We start from the raw sequence: 20,872 nt of genomic DNA, 5'->3' as shown, positions 1-20,872 counted from the left end.
CGCTACGCGCAGCGGTAGTTCAGTCGGTTAGAATACCGGCCTGTCACGCCGGGGGTCGCGGGTTCGAGTCCCGTCCGCTGCGCCATATTCGGTCACCTGGAACGCTGAACGCCAGGTCACCACAGAAAGCCCGCTTAATGCGGGCTTTTTGCTGTCTGGGGTTTGGCTTTGTAGCGAATCCACTGAAAAAGCGACCTGTTCGGGTAATGCCCGTCAGTTAGGACTTGAACACGGCAACCCCTGTAGGAGCGAGCCTGCTCGCGATAGCGGCAGGTCAGCCAACATTGATGCTAAATGTACCGCCGTCATCGCGAGCAGGCTCGCTCCCACAAGTTGTGCGCCTGAACTGACAGGCATTGACCTGCTCGGGTCGCTTTTTTCGTTTCTGCCTTGCCTATTGTTCAGCATTGCGGCTGTGGCGGTAGTCGCTGACTGCTTCATACACGGCTTTGCGTAACCGGTTGATGCCGCCAATGGGGCGATGAGCCTCAAGGCCAAACCACGGGTTGAACGACTGGTTATCGCATTGCATGTTCAGCGCAGGTGTATCGAAGTCCTGGGCGGGTACTTTGATCCGCGCCACGGTCTCGAACGGAGCATCGCGTTGCTGCCACTCAATACTGGTGTCTTCGATCGGCATGTATTTGGTCGGATCCTGGCGCTGTATCTGCAGTACGAAACAGGCTGGCACCCGATCGGTCGACAGCTGCTGGTTCAGCGCAGTGCGCAGGAAGTTCGGCAGGTTTTGATTTTGCGTGGGCAGCGTGTAGGCCGGACAGCTATCAGGATCCGGCATCACGCGGAATTTAGCGTTGGCTTCACCGAACTTGTACGGCGAAACCGAAAAGTAAGTGGTCTGCGTCGGGCTTGCCGGGGCAGGGGAGAGCGTCGCCAACGCAATAAACAGATGGCGGACTTGCCACGTGCGCGGGTCCCAACCCGGGAAGAACGCCATCGCCTTTTTGCCATCAGCCTGAGCAGCCACATTCTGACGATACTCAGCGACATCGCTGACAAAGAAGTTCGGATGGTTGAACATCACGAAGTCCTGTTCACTGTGCCCTTGGCGATCGCTCAGCAACTGTTTGCCAGGCACATCGAGCAATTTGATTGCCATGCCCCGGGCATCGCGGATGCTGTCGAATTGCGGATACGCATTGCCGTTGGACAGCCGCATCGTCGCTTGCCAGGTTTTGCCGGGTTCGTTGAACACACCCTGACGCAGTTCGCCTGCCAGATCCGGCAGCACCTGAACCTCGGCCTTCACGCAGCCATGGGCCTTGGCATGGGCGTCACGCAGGTAGCGGGTGCTTTCCCGGTGCTGATCGACGATGCGCACGGCTGTCTGGATGATGTCTCGGGTCATCGCTGATTCGCCATCGGGAATCAGTTCTTCAGCCGAGACAGGGCCGCGGTGCTGCCAGGCGAACCATGCGGCGGCAAACGCCCAGGCGAGCAATCCCAAGCCCAGCGACCACAGCAGGGTTTTGCCGAGGAAGGTGCCAAAACGCATCCAGAGTCTGCTCATGGCAATTGTGCCTCTAATGGGCCGCCCAACACTTTCAGATACTCCAGCAGCGCCCAGCGCTCTTCTGGTTGCAGCAGGCGACCGATGACGCCGTTACCACGCTTGCCTGCGCGGAATTCGTGGCCACTGTTGTGATTGCCGGTGATGCGTGTGTCGAACATGAAGCCATTGGTGAAGGCCTCGGTGCGATAGCCGAGGTGCCGGGGGTCGTACTCGAAAGTGCCTTTGTAGAAGGTGGTTGCGCGTTCATCCTGGGGTGAGAGCAACTGATAAAGGCTCGGCACCGAACCGTTATGCAGAAACGGTGCGGTTGCCCAGACTCCCGCCAATGGTCGCGCCTTGTAGGCGCGCAATTCGCGCACGCCAATCGGCAGGCCGAAACCATCCATGTCCGGTCGTTCGGCCGCAGGAATGTTTGCGTCACGGTAGGCCCGGTTTCCGACGAAAGCGGTGACGTAGGCCAACCCCTTAGCCGATGAGAGCTTGCTCAAATCCAGCGATTCAGTGGGCGTCGGCTGCAACTGAACACCTAGCTGCGCCAACTCTGCCGGGTCCCATTGCAAGGCGGTGAGGTCGAAGCGATGGTCGGCGATGTTATTGGCCGCACCCGGGTCGGTGCCGATGAACTCCACGGGCAGCATTTTCAAATGTTGCACCCAGCGCCCGTCACTTTGGACCGTTCGAGGTACATGGCAGCCGGCGCAGTTCTCGGTGAATAACTCACGACCTTTTGCGGCCTGGGTTTTGTCGATGGCGCCCAGCAGTGCTTCCGGCCAGGCTGGTGGTTTGAGCCGCTGCAGGGTTTGTTCGATCAGGTGCAGATCGCGCAAGCGGACACTGGACGGATAACGGTCGTCTCCTTTAAGCGGCTGGCCGTCAGCGTCGAAGAAACTCAGCGTGGCGCCCACTCCCAGGGCCTCGCCGATGTTACGGGCCATCGGTTGCTGCGCCGAACCGTTCCACTGCACCCAGTCGAAGGTCCACATGTCCCACAGTTGCGGATAGTCGACCGGAGCGTTGGCCACACGGTAGTTGGCGGGGGAAATCGCATCGCCGAAACTGGCGTTGGCAATGCGCCCGAAAGCGTCGGTGCGACCGGGGCCTTCTTCGGTGGGATAGAGCCCGCGATGGGTGTCGTTCCAGGCCACTTTCAAGAAGGTGTCGAGAGAGACTTTGAAGTCCTTGCGCAGTTGTTGATGCCGGGCATCGTAGTCCTGGCCCAATACGTTGCGTGCGAAACGTTCGAATTTCCATGGGTTGTAGTAAGTCGACGTCAGACTCGCTACCAGCGCTTGTCCGAAACTGCCGCCGCGCAACGTGGGAACGCTGGAGGGCAGAACGTGCTGCGCCGAACCGCCATCGATGCGCACAGCCTGACCGTTAAAGCGCAGTTCCCCGGTGTGGCAGGCGGCGCAGGTAATGTCCAGAAACTCGTCCTGGCTTCCAGGGTTCTTATGACGGGCAAAACCTACGGGCAGATTGCCGGGGTTGTTCAGTGTGGGTTTCTGGCTGGGGTCGACCAGAAAACCAAAGCGGGCGAGGTATTCGGGGGCGGCGAATCGCTGTTGCGAGAACGGTAATTCGAGGGCCTTGAACCAGTCATAGCGCAAGCCTTTGACCTGAGTGCCCTGGGGTGTGAAGTAGTAAGTCTCGCGATCGCTGGCGCTCCATTGTTCCAGGTAATGCACTTGCTCCACGGGAGACCAGACTGGCAGTTTCGGATTGGCGACGTAGTACAGAGCCACAGCGAGGCCCAGCCCCAGCAGGACTGCGAACAGAACCAGCAAGCGAAAGAAGAGGCGCAAGATGAACATCCTTGTTGATTTGAAGCTCCCTTATGCCTCAGCAGCTGAAGTGCGGCAAGAGGCCATTACGCCAGATGCCGGGGTTCTGCTATCGGTCCTTGTGAGCTCAAGATGACAGAAGCTTCATCGGTCCATTCCCCGAAATGCGTTAAAACACCTGAACTTATCAGAAGTTTCCTGCTCTCATGCCGGTAGCCATTGGTCGTGGCGGCCTGATAAGCTCGCGGCTTTACTCGATTGCCCTTTAGGCGCATGAACAAGGAAATAGCATGAAACAGCATCGGTTGGCGGCGGCGGTGGCCCTGGTTGGCCTGGTACTTGCGGGTTGTGATTCGCAGACCAGCGTAGAGCTGAAAACCCCGGCGCAAAAAGCTTCCTACGGGATTGGCCTGAACATGGGCAAGAGCCTGGCTCAGGAAGGCATGGATGATCTGGACTCCAAAGCCGTAGCCCAAGGCATCGAAGATGCCGTCGGCAAGAAAGAACAGAAGCTGAAGGACGATGAATTGGTCGAAGCCTTCGCAGCACTGCAAAAGCGTGCCGAAGAGCGTATGGCCAAAATGAGCGAAGAGTCGGCAGCTGCTGGCAAGAAATTCCTCGAAGACAACGCCAAGAAAGCCGGTGTAACCACCACCGCTTCGGGCCTGCAGTACGAAGTGGTCAAGAAAGCCGATGGCGCACAGCCTAAGCCGACTGACGTAGTGACCGTTCACTACACCGGCACCCTGACCAATGGCACTGTTTTCGACAGTTCCGTCGAACGTGGCAGCCCGATCGATCTGCCGGTCAGCGGTGTGATTCCGGGTTGGGTCGAAGGCCTGCAACTGATGCACGTTGGCGAGAAGTACAAACTGTACATCCCTAGCGAACTGGCTTACGGCGCCCAAAGCCCAAGCCCGGCGATTCCAGCCAATTCGGTGCTGGTATTCGACCTGGAACTGCTGGCAATCAAGGATCCGGCAAAACAAGACGCTCCTGCCAAGTAACAGCGTCTGCTTTAAAAACAACGCCTCGCTTATGCGGGGCGTTGTTGCATCTGGCGTTCGGCGAAGGTAAACAAAGCGAACGGATGCTATAGGCTGGAGTCTTAGCCATTGAGGGCGCCCGCGCTAGCCGCGCCAAAGCGCCAAGTCAATGAAATCTTGGGTTTTTTTATGTGAGTAAAAAACGCCCGATCTGAGTCAGGCCCTTATGAATCGGGGCTTTCAGCCATGAAATGCAGCTCTGTTCACAAGGTTATCCACAATTTGTGTGGATAACATTTCAGCGGGAGAAATGATGAAAACGCCCTGGAATTTCGCTCGTTTCCTGCCTCTGGCTGGACGCCTGCTCGCGCGCGGACGTTTGCCGACCTTGCTCTTCGCCGTAGCCAGCAAAGGTGCCAGCCAAGGTAATCGGCTGGGCAAGATCAAGGATGATCTACGCCTGCTGCAGGCACTCTGCCTGGCTTACTGGCGCGGCGAGTATCGGTCCATCAGCCCCAAAGCGCTGATATCGGTGGTGGCAGGCCTGATGTATTTCCTCAGTCCGCTGGATGCCTTGCCGGACTTCATTCCAGTGTTCGGCATGCTCGATGACATCGCCGTGCTGGCTTGGCTGATGAAGGTTCTCGACGATGAACTCAACGCCTTCCGCGCCTGGCGCAAGCGTCAGTTACCGGAAAAGCTTGCGGTGGTCGAACGCCTGCCCGATACACCCGAACAACTTCAACTTCAGGGTCCGAAAAAAAACTGAACTGATTCAGTCTCATCCATTGATACCCCCGCGACCTTGGCCGCTGTTAGGATTACACTTCTAGGGAAAAGTGCCGACTCGCTAAGTGTTGTTGTCCTACGGGGTAGTCATGGATATTCAGATAATTACACGCGAAGGAGAGCCCGAGTATGCGGTTCTTCCATGGGCTCAGTATCAGGCTCTACTGAAAGCAGCAGGCATCAATGAACAACCGCCTCGGGTCGCCCCAGAGCGTCCGGCGGCAACACCAGACCAGATTCTTCCGGGGCTGGATCAATTACGCAGTTTGCGCGAAGGGAAGGGCATCGCCATCGAGGCGTTGGCCCGCACGGTAGGCATCAGCCCGTCTTATCTGGCCTTGATCGAAAGTGGCGAGCGTCTACCCGACGCTGCGATTCGCCGCAGCCTGGCCTGGGAATTGACGGTGCCAGGGTGGAGGGATGAATCGTGAGCGTACGCATCAGTCGTCAACATTGGGACGGGTTGCTAGGCGAACTGGATCAGGCACGGCGCCAGCGTCATCTTCTGACATACCGGGCGTTACTTGAACGTTTGCAATTACCCACACCGGCCATGCAAACCTTGACCGCCGCCCTTGAGCACCTGGCCGCGCTGGACGCCAAGGCCGAGCAGCCATTGCGCAGTTCGCTGGTGATCAGCCAGGGCGCCAGCCGCCTGCCGCGCACCGGATTCTTTGAATGTGTCGAGCGTCTGGGGCGTTTCTCCGGGCCGTCCGATGGGGTGGCCGCTGCGTCCTGGCATGCCTCGGAAGTGGTGCGGGTGTTCGAATACGAGTACCCGGAATCGGCGGAGGCCTGAGTGTTTTTAAAACTCAAGGCGCGGGCCAGCTACTGGCTGGCTCGCCGCTTGTTTCACTGGTCATGGTTTGTGCGTCAGCCGCGTGGCTGGAGCTGGCTCGAAGGTCAGTTCGCACGCATGGCGAACCTGGGGGATGTTGGTGCCCAGAGCTTCTATGGCCACATCCTGACCTTTCGCGGCGTGGGCCTTGGGGCTCGTGAGGAAGGTGTTCGATTGCTGCGCCTGGCGGCGTTGGCGGGGGATGGCAAAGCAGCGTATCAGGTGGGTGTGATCAGCCTGGCGGGAACGCCGAGCAAGGCGCCGGACGCGGTTGAAGCTGCGCGGTTTTGGGAGATCGCCGCCAAAGCAGGGCATCCGTTGGCGGAGCTTAAACTGAAAGAGTTGGCGGCTCGCGGTTCCGAGGCACCGCCCTCGATCTGAGTTGGCAGAACTGGCGTTTTCGCGAGCAAGCCCGCTCCCACATTTCACCGAGTTCCTCCAGAAGAAATGGGATTGAATCGTGGGAGCGGCGGTGCGACGATTCGACTTGCTCGCGAAGGCGTCAGACCGATCACCGCTGCCCGACGAGCAATTCTTCTTCGGCTGCTGGCACCGCCAGACTATCGATCACATGCACGCTATAGCCCGGCACATTCTTCGCGTGATGCTTGGCCTGCGATGCCATCTCCGCCAACTGGCTGGCATCGAGTTGTCCACAGGCCTGTGGATGTAAATGCACCACGCCAATCGACAGTGACAACAACGCAAACTCCTGGCGCACACCCTGACGGTTTGGCGCGATGAAGCAGCCGGCCTCCAGGTGTTCACTGCGATAAAAGCGTCGGCATTGGCTCTGGAAGTCGTCCAGTAACTGGTTCAAGCGTTTGCGCCAGTCTTCCGGGCCCAGTACAAGCAGGAAGTCATCGCCGCCGATATGGCCGACAAAGTCGCGGGAAGGGTCGACGCGATCATTCAGGCATTGCGCCAGGCACAGCAGGACTTCGTCGCCACGGCCGTAGCCATAGATGTCGTTGAAGGGTTTGAAACTGTCGATGTCGACGTAGCAGATCACCGACTCCCGTTGCTGTTGCAGCACTCGCGACAGGCATTGCTGGATCGGCACGTTGCCCGGCAGCAGGGTCAGCGGGTTGGCGTAACGGGCTTGCTGGATCTTCAGTTCGGTAATCAGCTTGAGTACGTCGATCACCCGGCCCAGTCCCAGGTAACCACCGTTGAGGGTGATGATGAAGTCTTCTTCGATGCGCTGTCGCGCGCGGCTGGTGATCAGGCGACTCACTTGTTGCAACGACTGACTCATCTCAACGGCGAGGAAGTCATCACTCATTAAGCGGCTGATCGGTTTGCGGGCGAACAGGTCGGTGGCAAAAGGCTTGAGCAGTGCATCGGAGAGCGAATGCCGGTGGACGATGCCACAGGGCTGGCCTTGCTCGTCGAGCACCGCCAGGGAGTTCAGGTTGGCCTGGCGGCGAAAGGCTTCCAGCACTGTCGCGGTCGGGGTATCGCGACCCACTGCGGGTTGGTCGTTAAGCAAAGCGCTAAGGTCGCTGACTTCATCATTCAACGCCACCGCAGTGCTTTCCCGCTTGGGCATCAGGGCTCGGGCATCACGAGGCGGATGTTCTTGAGGGCGGCAGAGCAGATAGCCCTGAACCAGATCAACGCCCATCTCGGTCAACACCGCGAGCTCTTCTGGCAACTCGATACCTTCAGCGATCACTTGTGCCCGTGAGGCCTTGGCAATTTGCAGGATCGAGCCGACAAATTCGCGCTTTAAGGCATCCTGGTGAATGCCGTCGATGAAATGTCGATCAATCTTCACGTAGTCCGGACGCAATTCAGACCACAGTCGCAAACTCGAATAGCCTGCGCCCAGATCATCCAGTGCTATGGAAAATCCCATCGCTCGATAGTGATGCAGAGCGGTTTGCAACAGCTCGAAATCATCGGTCGGGGTCTGTTCGGTCAGTTCGATTACCACCTGACTTGGCGGTATACCGAAATCCTGCAGCAGTTGCAGGGTGCGCCCGGGTTGGTGGGCGGCTTCGAGCAGGGATTCAGGGGAAACGTTGAGGAACAGTTTGCCGGGTAGTTGCTGCTCATTGAAATGTCGGCAGGCGCTTTGACGGCAAGCGATTTCCAGCTCGCTCAACCGGCCTGCCTGACGGGCAACGGCGAACAGCGCGAGGGGAGAGTGCAGCGGACTGTTGGAGGGGCCGCGACTGAGGGCTTCGTAACCGACAATACGTCGCTCGGAGAGGGAAATGATCGGCTGGAACAAGCTGTGCAAACCGCTTTGAGTCAGTATGGAACTCAAGGCACTCAGCTGTTCTGTGGTGGTCATGGCTTTCTCTGGCGATAAAAAAAGGACCGGGAGCACTCTCTTGGATGAAGAGGGGCTCCCAGTCCTTTATTTCACGACAGAATGATGACTGTTTGATGACGCTCCGGGGAGCGTCAGCATTAAATTGCCATCATCTTGCGTGTAACCATTTAGTGCTTGGCTACTGCGGTATTGAGTTTCAGGTAGTCCAATAGAATCCGCCCGGTCTCGCTCAGGTAGGCATCGTCTTCTGGCTTGGTCTTGTCTGTCTCGGCCGCAATCGCGTCTTCGTCTTCTTTCTTCAGCTCTTTGAGCGGTTCTTCACCCTTGGCCTTGCGACGGATGTTTTCCATGGCAAGTTGCTTGGCTTCGATATCGGCGTGCTGTGCGCGACGATCGGCTTCATTAAGGCTGACGGTTTTTTCCGTCATCAGTTTTTGCGCCAGGGCCAGTTTGTCGCGGATGAATACGAACTCTGCGTCCTTGGCCGAGCGTACGTCATGCTCGGACTTGAGCTGCGAAATGTACGGCTTGAAGGGGTCGACCGCAGGCTTGATGGCCGCGCGGATGGTGTCCCACGGCATGGCTTCAGGCAGTGCGCTTTCACCGATTTCCTTGGTGTCGATGATCGACGGGTAATCGATGTCCGGCAGTACGCCTTGATGCTGGGTGCTCTGGCCGGAAACCCGGTAGAACTTGGCCAGCGTCAGTTTCAGTTCGCCATGGTTCAGCGGCTGAATGGTTTGCACGGTGCCTTTACCGAAGGTCTGGCCGCCGATGATCAACGCGCGGTGGTAGTCCTGCATGGCGCCGGCAAAAATTTCCGAAGCCGAGGCAGACAAGCGGTTGACCAGCAACGCCATCGGCCCTTTGTAGAAGGCACCCGGGTTTTCATCTTCCAGCACATCGACCCGGCCATCGGCATTACGCACGAGAACGGTCGGACCTTTGTCGATGAACAGACTGGTCAGCTCGGTGGCTTCCTGCAAGGAACCGCCGCCGTTGTTGCGCAGATCGATGACCACGCCGTCGACCTTGTCTTTCTGCAACTCGGTCAGCAGTTTCTTGACGTCGCGAGTGGTGCTCTTGTAATCCGGATCGCCAGCACGGAAGGCCTTGAAGTCCAGGTAGAAGGCCGGGATCTCGATGACGCCGAGCTTGTAGTCCTTGCCGTCCTGTTTCAGGTTGAGAACCGACTTCTTCACGGCCTGGTCTTCAAGCTTCACCGCTTCGCGGGTAATCGGGACGATCTTGCTGGTCTGGTCGTTCGGCGCATTGCTGGCCGGGATCACTTCCAGGCGCACTACGGTGCCTTTTGGCCCACGGATCAACTTGACCACTTCGTCCAGGCGCCAGCCGACCACGTCGACCATTTCCTTGTTGCCCTGGGCAACGCCGATGATCTTGTCGGCCGGTGCGACCTGTTTGGTCTTGTCGGCCGGGCCGGCAGGCACCAGACGCACTACTTTCACCTGGTCGTTGTCGCTCTGCAACACGGCGCCAATGCCCTCGAGGGACAGGCTCATGTTGATGTCGAAGTTTTCCGCATTATCCGGTGACAGATAGTTGGTGTGCGGGTCGTAGGACATGGCGAAGGTATTGATGTACGCCTGGAAGATATCTTCCGCACGGGTCTGGTCCAGGCGCGCCAATTGGTTCTTGTAGCGCTTGGTCAGGGTTTCCTGAATCTGCTTGGAGTCCTTGCCCGCGATCTTCTGCCGCAAGACTTCGTCCTTGACGCGTTTGCGCCACAGATCGTCGAGTTCTGCGGTGTTCTTGAGCCAAGGGGCGTCCTTGCGATCGACCAGCAAGGTTTCCTTGGCGTTGAAGTCGATCTTGTCGACGCCTTTGTTCAACTCGGCAAGGGCGAAGTCCAGACGCGCCTTGACGCGGTCCAGATAGCGCTTGTAGATGGTGAAGCCGGCGTTCAGGTCGCCGCTTTTGAGGAAATCGTCAAACTGGGTTTTCCACCTGTCGAATTCGGCAATATCGCTGGCCATGAAGTAGCTGCGCGACGGATCCAGCAGTTTGAGATAGCTGTCATAGATGATCACGGAGCGTGCGTCATCGAGCGGCGGCTTGCTGTAGTGATGGCGCTTTAGCAACTCGACGACGTTCAGGCTGGCGATCACTTCGTCACGATCAGGCTGAAGCTTGTCCCAGCTGTTGGCTGCAAACGAATGGGTCGACATCGGCAGCAGACCGATACCAATGAACAGGGCTAGGGCGGTGCTGGGAAAAAAATGCTTCATGCTGATTCGACGCGGGGACAATTGATCACGCATATTAGGCCGTCTTTGAAGTCGCCGGTACCACTAGTCTCTGTATGGAAACTGCCTGTTAGCTTTCGTACAGACCCCAGGGCCGGTCGCATAATGCAAGAAAGCCCGGCGCTACAGCAACGGGCTCAGTCCAGACTCACTATGGAGGCACTGTGAAAGCATTGCAAGGCGTTGAAGGTCGAGTGGAATGGCTTGAAGAGCCCAGTCCTACATGCGATGTAGGACAAGTTCGGATTCGAGTGGCGGCAGCGGGTCTTAATCGCGCCGATTTGTTACAGAAAGCGGGTCTTTATCCGCCACCGCCAGGAGCCAGTCAGGTACTGGGTCTTGAGTGTTCGGGGGTGATCAGCGAGGTGGGGCCGGGCTCGTCCTGGCAGGTCGGGGATCGGGTTTGCGCCTTGCTGGCCGGGGGCGGGATGGCCGAGGAGGTAGTTGTCGACGGACGGCATGTGTTGCCGGTTCCCGAAGGTTTGTCCCTGGCGGAGGCGGCAGCGCTGCCCGAAGTGTATGCGACCGTTTGGCTGAATTTGTTTCAACTGGCTGCGCTCAAGCCGGGTGAGAAAGTTCTCCTGCACGCCGGCGCAAGTGGAATCGGTTCAGCTGCCATTCAGCTGTGCAAGGCGTTTGGTAACCCGTGCTGGGTCAGCGTCGGTTCCGCCGAGCGTTTGGCTTACTGCGAAGCGCTGGGTGCCCAAGGTGGGGTCGTGCGCAACGGCGATCTGGATAGCTTGAGCGACCTGGGGCCGTTCGATGTGATTCTCGACCCGGTGGGCGGCAGCTACGCCGCGTTGAATCTGAAACTGGTGGCGCTCGATGGTCGTTGGGTGCTGATCGGCCTGATGGGCGGTCGTGAGGCGCAGCTGGATCTGGCACAGGTACTGGCCAAGCGCGTGCAACTGCTGGGTTCGACCTTGCGCAGTCGTGACGAGCAGTTCAAGGCGGATCTGTTCAGCGATCTCGGCCAGCATGTCTGGCCGTTGTTTGCCGAAGGGCGTTTGAGCCCGCAATTGGCCAAGACCTTCCCGATCAAGGACGCCGAAGCGGCGTTTGCGGAGTTGGCGACTAACAAGGTGTCTGGAAAGTTGGTGTTGGTGATCGACGAAAGCCTGGTTTGATCCCTGTGGGAGCGGGCTTGCTCGCGAAGGCGGTGTGTCAGTCAACACATGTGTTGAATGTAAGTTCGCTTTCGCGAGCAAGCCCGCTCCCACATTGATTTTCGGTTACTTCCAGATATGGATTGGCCAGCCGGCTTTTTCTGCGTGTTCAAGCAGCACCGGATCCGGGTTTACCACGTGTGGGAAATCGACTTTCAGGAGCAACGGCAAATCATTGCGTGAATCGGAGTAGAAGCTCGCGCCTTCCAGGTTTTCCTCTTGTGCATCCAGCCACTCCAGCAACCGCGTGATCTTGCCTTCGCGGTAGGTCAGCGTGCCAACGGTGTTGCCGCTATACACCCCATGTGCCACTTCCAGTTCAATGCCGAGAATCTCGTCAATGCCCAAACGATCGGCAATCGGCCTGACCAGGTGCGTGCCCGACGCCGAAATCACCAAAATCCGGTCGCCGGCCTTGCGATGGGCGGCAATGGCTTTGGTGGCGTCACTGAAAATGATCGGCTCGATGAAGTCTTCCACCCAAGGCCCTACCAAATGGTCGACCTCTTCGGGGGTGCGCCCGATCATCGGCTCCAGGCTGAAGGTCATGTACTCCTCCATCCGTAGTTTGCCGTGGCTGTAGGCGTCCATCAGTTCATTGTTCTGACGCATGAACGACTCGGGATCGACCCAGCCCAGGCGACCCATTTGTTCGCTCCAGAGGGTGGCGCAGTCGCCGTGGATCAGGGTTTCGTCCAAATCAAAAATTGCCAGGGCCATCAGTGCGGTTCTCTCTTCAACATCAGCAAAGTCATCAGGCTACCTCACACAGGGCCGTCGGATCGATGGAAAGCGCCAGACGCTGACCATCGGGATGCAGATCGGCCGCCGAGCGGTTCAGCACATCCACCACCAATTCCACCCCCCGGGCTTCGACCCGGTAGCGAATCACGTTGCCCAACAGGCTGTGGCTGCGGATTTGTGCGTCGAGTTCGCCGTTCAGGCTCAGTTCGATGGCTTCCGGGCGAATCGCGATGCGGTGGGTAATCGGTCGCTGCAGCAGTTTTGTGGCGCTGTCGGCGTCCAGCAGGTTGTAGTTGCCGATGAAACCGGCGGCAAAGATATCGATAGGTGCGGTGTAAAGGGTCTGGGCATCGCCGCTTTGTACGATCTTTCCCTGATTCATCAAGAAAATCCGGTCGGACATGGTCAGGGCTTCTTCCTGATCGTGCGTGACGAAGATCGTGGTCAAGCCAAGTTCGCGCTGGATCTGACGGATCTGTTCGCGCAAGTGCTTGCGAATCCGCGCATCCAGGGCCGACAGCGGTTCATCCAGCAACAACAGGCGAGGTCGGGTCACCAACGAGCGGGCGAGGGCGACTCGCTGGCATTGGCCGCCAGACAGTTGATGCGGATAACGCGCGGCGAAGTCATTGAGTTCCACCAGCTTCAGTACTTCGGTAACACGCTTGTGGCTGTCGTCGGCGTTGACCTTCTGCATGCGCAAACCAAAGGCGACGTTCTGCTCAACCGTCATGTTCGGAAACAGTGCGTAGCTCTGGAACACCATGCCGATCCCGCGTTTTTGCGGGCTCAACGGCACGAGGTCCTGGCCATCGAGCAGGATTTTGCCGCCATCCACCGAGGTCAGCCCGGCGATGCAGCGTAGCAGTGTGGACTTGCCGCAACCGGACGGGCCGAGGAGGGTGACGAACTCACCCTTCTGGATTTCACAGTTGATGTCGCTGAACACCGTGGTGCCCGCGTAGCTTTTCAGTAGGTGTTGGACGCTGACGAAGCTCATTGGCTTTTGTCCTTGTTCAAAATATTGGCAGCCCAGGTCAGAACCAGCACAAAGAAGAAATAGGAAATCACCAGCGCACTGGTGAAGTGGCCGCTGCTGTTACGCATGTTATTGAGGTAGACCTGCAGGGTTTCGTAGCGGGTCCCGACGAGGATGTTGGCGAACACGAACTCACCGAACAGGAACGAGAACGACAGCAGCAACGCCACCATCAAACCTTTGCGCAAGTTTGGCAGCACCACCAGGAACGCCGCTTGCCAGGTGCTGGCACCGAGCAACTGAGCGGAGTCCATCAGGTCGCGCAGATTGATCGCCTGCAGGTTGTTGGTGATCGCCCGGTACATGAACGGCAGCGCCACGGTGAAGTAGCAGCCGATCAGAATCCACGGCGTCCCGACCATCGCGAACGGCCCCGAACCGTAAAGCTGCAACAGCCCCACCGATGACACCACCGGCGGCACCGCGAAGGGCAGCAGGATCAGAATGTTCATCAGCGCATCGAGTTTCGGGAAATGGTAATGCACCACAAACAGCAACGGCAGAATCAGCACCACCGACAGAATCAGCGAGCCGACGCAGACCAGCAGCGATTGGCCGAACGAATGGAGAAACCGCGGATCGCTCCACAGCTCCACGTACCATTTAACGGTGAAGCCGCTGGGCAGAATGGTCGCCGACCAACTGCTGGAAATCGAGTAGATCAGCGTTCCGAGCAACGGCAGCAACAGGATGGCAAACAGCAAATACACCACCACCCGGTGATAGACCCCAGCGGGGCCCAGTTCAGCGCGAGACATGGTAGCTCCTCTTCAAAAGCAACTGATGCACGAGGGTCACCAGGGTCATCAACGCCACCAGTACCACGGCCAGAGCACTGGCCAGGTTCGGGTCCAGGGAAATGTCGCCGGAAACCATCGCCGCGATGCGGATCGGCAGCACGTTGAAGTTGCCGGTGGTCAGTGCGTACACCGTCGCGTAGGCGCCCAAGGCGTTGGCCAGCAGGATCACAAACGTACCGAGCAGCGCCGGGGTCAGCACGGGCAAACCGATGTGCCGCCAGAACTGCCAGCCATTGGCGCCGAGCAACTCGGCGGATTCGCGCCAGTCTTCGCGCAGGGCATCAAAGGCCGGATAGAGCAGCAACACGCCGAGCGGAATCTGGAAGTAGGTGTAGAGAATGATCAGCCCGGTTTTTGAATACAGGTTGAAGTCCTGAATGATCCCGGCCTGCTTGAGCATGATGGTGAAGCTGCCGTTGAAGCCCAGCAGAATGATGAACGCGAAGGCCAAAGGTACACCGGCAAAGTTGCTGGTCATGTTGGCGAAGGCGTTGACGAAGTTGCGCAGTTTCGAATCGACCCGACGCAGGGAATAGGCGCCGAGCACCGCGATGATGATCCCGAACACGCTGGACCAGAAACTGATCTCGAGGCTGAACTGGATCGCCTGCAGATAGAACTTCGAATTGAAGATCCTGGTGAAGTTAGCAATGCCCCAGCCGAACTCTTCCGATTGCAGGCTGTTGATCATCACCCAGGTCAGCGGGGCGATCTGGAACACGATAAAGAACAATGCGAAAGGCACCAGACACAAGGCTGCCAGCCATTTTCCGCGGGTCATGGTATTCACTTGAGCAGCTCCCGGCACACAGGTTTGTCGTGGGGCACGCCCAGCAGTTCACAGACAGTGCCGCAGATTTCAGTCTGTTTCGGTGCGGCGTTGGCATTGAAGCTGAAAGCATCGCCGAGGACGAACAGCGGTACTTCGCGTTCTTCCTGCAGCAGGCCGTTGTGGGAACGATCGTTGTTCATGCCATGGTCGGCGGTCACCAGCACCTGATACCCGGCGTCGAGCCAGGTTTGCAGGTAATCGGCCAGAATTATGTCGGCCGAACGGGCGCTGTTGCGGTACTGCGGGGTGTCGAGACCGTGCTTGTGCCCGGCGTCGTCAATGTTCATGGGGTGGATCAGTAAAAAATTCGGCGCATGACGCAGGCGCAGGTTTTCGGCGTCGGCGAACAGGTGCGAGTCCGGGTAGTGATCGTTCCAGTAGAAATGACCGTGCTGGATCGGCAGGTCCAGGTCGTCGGTGTGACGATCCCGCGCGGCCACGAACGGCGAACGGTTATACAGCTCACTGACCCAGTGATAGGCCGCGGCGGCGGTGACAAGGCCGGCATCGCTGGCGTAGTGATAGATGCTGCGCTGGTTCGACAGGCGCGAGACGTTGTTGTGAACGATGCCACTGTCGATCGGGGTGACACCGGTCAGGATGCACTCGTAAAGCGGTCGGGACAGCGCCGGCAATTCGCACTCCAGTTTGTAGAGTGCCGCGCGTCCTGCGCCGACATAAGCCTGCAGGTGCCCCATGGCGTGACGGGCGACCTCGTAATTGAGGCCGTCGAGCACGACAAGGATGACGTTGTGCTTCATAGGGGCTGGAACTCCGCAAAACAGAAATTCGAAACACCTGTAGGCGCAAAGCTTGCTCGCGATGCAGGCACCTCGGTCTGTCTGGTGACCGAGGTGAAGCCATCGCGGGCAAGCCTTGCGCCTACGAGGGTTGCATCATTGCTTCATGTTGACGATGACTTCTTCCTGCCACTTCTGCGGAAGGGCTTTGGAGGTCTTTTCCCATGCATCGGCGTCTTTGATCGGCGTGACCTTTTTGTACTGCTCGTTAGGCAGCAACTGGGCCTGAACCTCGGGCGGCAGAGTCAGATGCTCGGCGCGGATCGGACGGGCGTTGCCGCGCGCCAGATTGATCTGGCCGGCGTCGCTGAAGATGTATTCGCGGGTCAGCTTGGCGGCATTCGGGTGCTTGGCGTACTTGTTGATGATGGTGGTGTAGCCAGAGATCACCGAGCCATCGGAGGGAATCAGCACGGTGTAGTCATCCGGGTTGGCCATTTTGGCCTTGTAGCTCAGACCATTGAAGTCCCAGACCACGCCGACTTCGATTTCACCCTTTTCCATGGTGGCAATTGTCGGGTTGGCCATCGACAGTCGGCCTTGCTTGGCGATATCGGAAAACAGATCCAGCGCCGGCTGGAGGTTTTTCTCATTGCCACCATTGGCGAGCGCGGCAGCCAGAACACCGTTGGCGGCTTGGGCCGCAGTGCTCACATCACCGATGGAAACCTTGTATTTGCCATCCTTGAGGTCAGCCCATTTGGTCGGAGCGTCGGAACCGTGCAGCAGCTTTTTGTTGACGATGAACGCGATGGTGCCGGTGTAGGCGAGCGCCCAGTTGCCGTCCTTATCCTTTGCCCAGCTCGGGATCTGATCCCAGGTGCTTGGCTTGTAAGGTTGCACAACGCCTTGCTTCACCGCGATCGGACCGAACGCGGCACCGACATCACCGATATCGGCAGTGGCATTGTCTTTTTCAGCGGCGAACTTGGCGATTTCCTGGGCCGAGCTCATATCGGTGTCGATGTGTTTCAGGCCGTAGTTCTTGGCCAGGTCATCCCAGGTGCCTTTCCAGTTGGCCCAGTTGTCGGGCATGCCGACGCTGTTGACCTCACCTTCCGCTTTCGCCGCGGCTTCCAGGGTTTTCAAATCGCTATCAGCCGCCATCGCGGCGGTACACATGGCAATGGTCGAGCCTAACAGTGAGGCCAGGAAAAGCTGTTTCATCCGAAGCTCCTTTGGGCGTTTTCAACGCTGCGATTGCGGGTGTGTTGGTCTAGGTCAGCAATACCTGAGCCAATCTAGGCGCCTCGGATGACATTTTGATGTCGACGACCGGTCGGCCTATATTTTTCAAGTTGCAAAGCTCAGGCTTCGGAGTAAGCGTAGACCATGGCTAATAGGCTGATCTAAAAGGACTTGGCCGTGAAATTGCAGGCATCTGGAGCAACCGTTCGGCGGCTTTGTCATCTGTCAGTCATGTGCAGTGCCTAGGCTTGTCGGGAATTGAGGGAACCGATTTGAACCGCGGTTCCGCCCCGGAACAGTGCTGGTCTAGTCCAGATAGGTAACGTTGATGCGCATCGAGACAACCAAAGCGGTGACAGCCATCGGGCAGGTGCTGCAGGAACAGCTCGACCATGGTCTGTTGGCGCCCGGGAGCAAACTGCCGGCCGAGCGCAAGCTCAGTGAGTTGTTCGCAACCACGCGTATCACCGTGCGTGAAGCGTTGTTGCAACTGGAAGCCCAGGGGCAGATTTATCGGGAGGAGCGCCGTGGCTGGTTCGTATCGCCACCGCGCCTGGCCTATAACCTGATGCAGCGCAGTCACTTTCACGCGATGGTCAGTGCGCAGGGGCGGGTGCCGTCTACCGAGGTGATCAGCGCGCGGTTGCAACCGGCGTCGGCGGCGGTCTGTGCCTGGTTGCAGTTGCCGGCGTTGTCCAGCGTGATTCAGATCTGCCGGGCACGGCGGATTGATGAGCGGCTGGTGTTGTATGTGGAGCATTATTTGAATCCGCAGTTTTTCCCCGGGATTCTGGATTTCGATCTGAATCAGTCAATTACCGAACTGTATGCCCGGCATTACGACTTGCACTATGGGCGGGTGCGTTTCGAGATTGTGCCGACGGCGTTGTCGGTGGATGCGGCGGCGGCTTTACGGGTGTCGGTGGGGAGCCCGGGGTTGCGCATCGCTCGGGTCAATTACGATCAGCATGAACGGTTGATCGATTGTGATCTGGAGTTTTGGCGGCACGATGCGATTCATGTCGGGGTTGATGTGGTCTGAGCCTGACCGCCACAGGCCTCGGTCCTGTCATTACCCGAATCGGTAAATGTCCATGCCCAGGGCGCCCATGGTGAATCCCTTGTGACTCACGCTGAATGTCCCTCCCGCGCCGCGCGCAAAGTACAACGGCAACAGATGTTCATCGCTGGGATGGTTGCGCACGGCATTCGGCGCTTGCTGACGGTAATCGTGCAACGCGGTTTCGTCGTTGGCAGCAAGTTTTTCGATCATCCAGTCACGAAATACCTGGGCCCAGGGTTCGACGCTTTCCGGGCCGGCGTGCCAGTCCAGTTCGCGCAGGTTGTGGGTGATGCTCCCGGAACCAATCAGCAACACGCCATGTTCGCGCAGGCTGGCCAGGGCATGACCGACACGGGTCTGCAGGGCCGGGCCGCCGCGGGTGGGTAGCGAAACTTGCACCACGGGGATGTCGGCTTGTGGATACATCAATGACAAGGGCACCCAGACCCCATGGTCGAACGGCCGTTCGGCGTCGATGCGAGCGGGCAGGCCATTGCTCTTCAGCAGTTCGGCAACCTCTGCGGCCAATTGTGGATTGCCGGGTGCCGGGTATTGCACGTTGAACAACGCCTGTGGAAAACCGCCGAAGTCATGCCAGGTTTCAGGCTGGGGATTGCCGCTGACGAGCAACTCGTTGCTTTCCCAATGCGCAGAAACAATGACGATGGCCTTGGGTTTCGGCAGTTCTGCCGCCAGGCGAGCAAGAGCGGGCCCGCTGGCGCCCGGTTCCAGTGCCAACATGGGCGAGCCATGGGATATGTAAAGGCTGGGGAACATGAATGCGCTCCTGAGGGGTAAGATGGCATCATCTTCAGTCAGATCATTGATCTAAATCTAATATAAGTTTTAGAGTCTTTTGATCGAATTTTCGGGATTAATTATGCAGCCGGAGTTTTGGCACAAGCGGTGGACGTCGAATCAGATCGGCTTTCACCTGCCGGAAGTGAATCCATATCTGCAGCGGTACTGGCCGCAGCTGGGCCTGGAAGAGGGCGCGCGCGTACTGGTGCCGTTATGTGGGAAAAGCCTGGATCTGCTGTGGCTGGCGAAATGCGGTCATGAGGTGCTGGGCATCGAATTGTCGGAAAAAGCGGTGGAAGACTTTTTCCATGAGCATCAATTTGATCCGGACGTCAGCGATCAAGGCCCCTTCACGGTCTATCGGGCGGGCTCGATCGAGATCTGGTGTGGTGATTTCTTCGCGTTGACGGCCGGCGACGTTGCCGATTGCAGCGCGCTGTACGACCGCGCTGCGTTGATCGCCTTGCCACCGAAGATGCGCGAGCAATATGCCGAGCATCTGAAGCGGATTATGCCGAAGGATTCGCTGGGGCTGCTGATTACCCTGGATTACGACCAGGCACAAATGGAGGGACCGCCCTTTGCCGTGCTGGATGACGAAGTGCAGCGGTTGTTCGGTGCGTCGTGGGAGTTGAAGATTCTGGAAGATCAGGACGTTCTGGGCGAAAGCTGGAAGTTCCTGGAAAAGGGTGTTACGCGGCTTGAAGAGCGGGTTTATCGGGTTTCCAGCCGATAGATTGGTGTTGTTTGTACCGGCCTCATCGCGAGCAGGCTCGCTCCCACAGTTGACCGAGCTGTCTAGATAGACGCAGTCTAATGTGGGAGTGAGCCTGCTCGCGATGGGGCCCGAATGAACACTGCAACAATCAGCAGACAAAAAAAGGCCCGCATTCACTGCGGGCCTTTTCTTTTAGTGCGAAGCCTCTCAGCCCCGACGACGCAACGCGTCAATACGCTCTTCCAGCGGCGGGTGGCTCATGAACATGCGGGCGAACCCTTGTTTGAGGCCACCGTTGATGCCGAAAGCCGTCAGGGTGTCCGGCATGTGCACCGGCAGCCCCTGTTCGGCACGCAGGCGTTGCAGGGCGCCGATCATTGCGGCGGTGCCGGCCAGGCGTGCACCGGCTTCGTCTGCACGGAATTCGCGTTTACGCGAGAACCACATGACGATGGCGCTGGCCAGAATGCCCAGGACCAGTTCGGCGAAGATGGTCGCCACGTAATAGGCGATGCCCTGGCCTTCTTCGTTCTTGAAGATCACCTTGTCGACAAAGTTGCCGATGATCCGTGCGAAGAACATCACGAAGGTGTTCACCACACCCTGGACCAATGCCAGGGTGACCATGTCGCCATTGGCTACGTGGCCGATTTCGTGGGCCAGAACGGCCTTCACTTCATCAGGCGAGAAACGTTCGAGCAGCCCTTGGCTGACCGCGACCAACGCGTCGTTCTTGTTCCAGCCGGTGGCAAAGGCGTTCGCCTCGTAGGCCGGGAAAATACCGACTTCGGGCATCTTGATCCCGGCTTCCCGGGACAATTGCTCGACGGTTTGCAGCAGCCATTGCTCGTGACGTGTGCGCGGCTGGCTGATGATCTGGGTGCTGGTGCTCATCTTCGCCATCCACTTGGAGATGAACAGCGAGAACAGCGAACCGGCGAAACCAAAGACCGCACAGAAAATCAGCAGCTGATTGAGGTTGAGATCAACCCCGTTGGCCGCCATGAACCCGTTGAAGCCGAAAAGGCTCAGGGTGATGCTGGCAATCAGCACGACCGCCAGGTTAGTGGCCAAAAACAGCAGGATGCGCATCATGGTTGTAGAAATCTCCTCATGCTAAAGATGTAGCGTACTGCGGGGTATATAAGGTGCTGACCCGGGCTATTCAACCGGGTGACTATTTCAAACTGTGTCCTACGGCAACAGTCTAGCTGTTTGAAGGGCATTTCCGACATCGATGCAGGA

20 protein-coding genes and 1 tRNA gene are annotated in these 20,872 nt (G+C 58.2%); 9 read left to right on the top strand and 12 right to left on the bottom strand.

What is annotated here, in order from left to right; all coding sequences use genetic code 11:
• Positions 1-8: 8 nt before the first annotated feature.
• Positions 9-85: transfer RNA gene (locus tag PFAS1_RS03210), tRNA-Asp, on the top strand.
• A 309-nt stretch (positions 86-394) separates the two neighbouring features.
• On the opposite strand, the gene PFAS1_RS03205 is transcribed toward PFAS1_RS03210, so the two are convergent.
• A complete protein-coding gene (locus PFAS1_RS03205; protein WP_076028176.1) occupies positions 395-1,528 on the bottom strand; it encodes a catalase family protein in 1,134 nt (377 codons plus the stop codon).
• Positions 1,525-3,333, bottom strand: coding sequence for a di-heme-cytochrome C peroxidase (locus PFAS1_RS03200; protein ID WP_076031487.1), 1,809 nt, complete (start codon positions 3,331-3,333; stop codon positions 1,525-1,527). The genes PFAS1_RS03205 and PFAS1_RS03200 overlap by 4 nt, the downstream gene beginning before the upstream one ends.
• 269 nt (positions 3,334-3,602) lie before the next feature.
• Between PFAS1_RS03200 and PFAS1_RS03195 the strand changes: the two genes are divergently transcribed.
• The 5 genes from PFAS1_RS03195 (at position 3,603) to PFAS1_RS03175 (ending at position 6,306) form a co-directional block, all read left to right on the top strand.
• Positions 3,603-4,319: an FKBP-type peptidyl-prolyl cis-trans isomerase gene (locus PFAS1_RS03195; protein ID WP_074878858.1), complete on the top strand. Its 717-nt coding sequence runs from the start codon at positions 3,603-3,605 to the stop codon at positions 4,317-4,319.
• A gap of 292 nt (positions 4,320-4,611) precedes the next feature.
• A complete protein-coding gene (locus tag PFAS1_RS03190) occupies positions 4,612-5,067 on the top strand; it encodes a YkvA family protein (protein ID WP_074878857.1) in 456 nt (151 codons plus the stop codon).
• 109 nt (positions 5,068-5,176) lie between these two features.
• The gene (locus PFAS1_RS03185) at positions 5,177-5,518 is read left to right on the top strand and encodes a helix-turn-helix domain-containing protein (protein ID WP_074880824.1); all 342 of its coding nucleotides are present in this window, start codon (positions 5,177-5,179) and stop codon (positions 5,516-5,518) included.
• Complete coding sequence (locus PFAS1_RS03180) at positions 5,515-5,886, top strand: hypothetical protein (RefSeq protein WP_003223109.1); 372 nt, start codon at positions 5,515-5,517, stop codon at positions 5,884-5,886. The genes PFAS1_RS03185 and PFAS1_RS03180 overlap by 4 nt, the downstream gene beginning before the upstream one ends.
• Complete coding sequence (locus PFAS1_RS03175; RefSeq protein WP_074878855.1) at positions 5,887-6,306, top strand: SEL1-like repeat protein; 420 nt, start codon at positions 5,887-5,889, stop codon at positions 6,304-6,306.
• A gap of 130 nt (positions 6,307-6,436) precedes the next feature.
• On the opposite strand, the gene PFAS1_RS03170 is transcribed toward PFAS1_RS03175, so the two are convergent.
• Together PFAS1_RS03170 and PFAS1_RS03165 are read right to left on the bottom strand one after the other, a co-directional pair.
• Complete coding sequence (locus tag PFAS1_RS03170; RefSeq protein WP_076028175.1) at positions 6,437-8,227, bottom strand: bifunctional diguanylate cyclase/phosphodiesterase; 1,791 nt, start codon at positions 8,225-8,227, stop codon at positions 6,437-6,439.
• 149 nt (positions 8,228-8,376) lie between these two features.
• The gene (locus tag PFAS1_RS03165; RefSeq protein WP_198044948.1) at positions 8,377-10,458 is read right to left on the bottom strand and encodes a carboxy terminal-processing peptidase; all 2,082 of its coding nucleotides are present in this window, start codon (positions 10,456-10,458) and stop codon (positions 8,377-8,379) included.
• Between the two features lie 182 nt (positions 10,459-10,640).
• Between PFAS1_RS03165 and PFAS1_RS03160 the strand changes: the two genes are divergently transcribed.
• A complete protein-coding gene (locus tag PFAS1_RS03160; protein ID WP_074878849.1) occupies positions 10,641-11,603 on the top strand; it encodes a zinc-binding dehydrogenase in 963 nt (320 codons plus the stop codon).
• A 105-nt stretch (positions 11,604-11,708) separates the two neighbouring features.
• On the opposite strand, the gene PFAS1_RS03155 is transcribed toward PFAS1_RS03160, so the two are convergent.
• The 6 genes from PFAS1_RS03155 to PFAS1_RS03130 all read right to left on the bottom strand — a co-directional run bounded on the left by PFAS1_RS03155 (position 11,709) and on the right by PFAS1_RS03130 (position 17,024).
• The gene (locus tag PFAS1_RS03155; protein ID WP_076028173.1) at positions 11,709-12,362 is read right to left on the bottom strand and encodes an HAD family hydrolase; all 654 of its coding nucleotides are present in this window, start codon (positions 12,360-12,362) and stop codon (positions 11,709-11,711) included.
• A gap of 34 nt (positions 12,363-12,396) precedes the next feature.
• On the bottom strand, positions 12,397-13,386 hold the full coding sequence (locus tag PFAS1_RS03150; RefSeq protein ID WP_076028172.1) for an ABC transporter ATP-binding protein: 990 nt from the start codon (positions 13,384-13,386) through the stop codon (positions 12,397-12,399).
• Positions 13,383-14,183, bottom strand: a complete 801-nt coding sequence (locus tag PFAS1_RS03145; protein WP_076028171.1) for an ABC transporter permease — start codon at positions 14,181-14,183, stop codon at positions 13,383-13,385. Before PFAS1_RS03145 ends, PFAS1_RS03150 begins: the two co-directional genes overlap by 4 nt.
• Entirely contained in the window at positions 14,170-15,006 is an 837-nt protein-coding gene (locus tag PFAS1_RS03140; RefSeq protein WP_198044968.1) for an ABC transporter permease, read from the bottom strand. The genes PFAS1_RS03145 and PFAS1_RS03140 overlap by 14 nt, the downstream gene beginning before the upstream one ends.
• 5 nt (positions 15,007-15,011) lie before the next feature.
• A complete protein-coding gene (locus PFAS1_RS03135; protein ID WP_074878838.1) occupies positions 15,012-15,818 on the bottom strand; it encodes an alkaline phosphatase family protein in 807 nt (268 codons plus the stop codon).
• A 135-nt stretch (positions 15,819-15,953) separates the two neighbouring features.
• Positions 15,954-17,024 carry an ABC transporter substrate-binding protein gene (locus PFAS1_RS03130; protein ID WP_076028169.1) on the bottom strand — a complete coding sequence of 357 codons (1,071 nt, stop codon included), beginning with the start codon at positions 17,022-17,024 and terminating at the stop codon, positions 15,954-15,956.
• Positions 17,025-17,373: 349 nt separating this feature from the next.
• Between PFAS1_RS03130 and PFAS1_RS03125 the strand changes: the two genes are divergently transcribed.
• Positions 17,374-18,087, top strand: a complete 714-nt coding sequence (locus tag PFAS1_RS03125; RefSeq protein ID WP_076028168.1) for a UTRA domain-containing protein — start codon at positions 17,374-17,376, stop codon at positions 18,085-18,087.
• A gap of 30 nt (positions 18,088-18,117) precedes the next feature.
• Here PFAS1_RS03125 and PFAS1_RS03120 read toward each other — a convergent pair whose 3' ends face one another.
• Entirely contained in the window at positions 18,118-18,885 is a 768-nt protein-coding gene (locus tag PFAS1_RS03120; RefSeq protein WP_076028167.1) for a DODA-type extradiol aromatic ring-opening family dioxygenase, read from the bottom strand.
• A gap of 103 nt (positions 18,886-18,988) precedes the next feature.
• Here PFAS1_RS03120 and PFAS1_RS03115 point away from each other — a divergent pair, with 103 nt between their 5' ends.
• Positions 18,989-19,645 carry a thiopurine S-methyltransferase gene (locus tag PFAS1_RS03115; protein WP_074878830.1) on the top strand — a complete coding sequence of 219 codons (657 nt, stop codon included), beginning with the start codon at positions 18,989-18,991 and terminating at the stop codon, positions 19,643-19,645.
• Positions 19,646-19,834: 189 nt separating this feature from the next.
• On the opposite strand, the gene htpX is transcribed toward PFAS1_RS03115, so the two are convergent.
• Positions 19,835-20,722, bottom strand: a complete 888-nt coding sequence (gene htpX, locus PFAS1_RS03110; RefSeq protein WP_074878828.1) for a protease HtpX — start codon at positions 20,720-20,722, stop codon at positions 19,835-19,837.
• Between the last annotated feature and the right edge of the window lie 150 nt (positions 20,723-20,872).

The organism is Pseudomonas frederiksbergensis (genome assembly GCF_001952935.1).
GTDB lineage: Bacteria > Pseudomonadota > Gammaproteobacteria > Pseudomonadales > Pseudomonadaceae > Aquipseudomonas > Aquipseudomonas frederiksbergensis.
The sequence above is the reverse complement of the archived record's forward strand: the minus strand, read 5'-3'. Positions and strand labels throughout refer to the sequence as shown.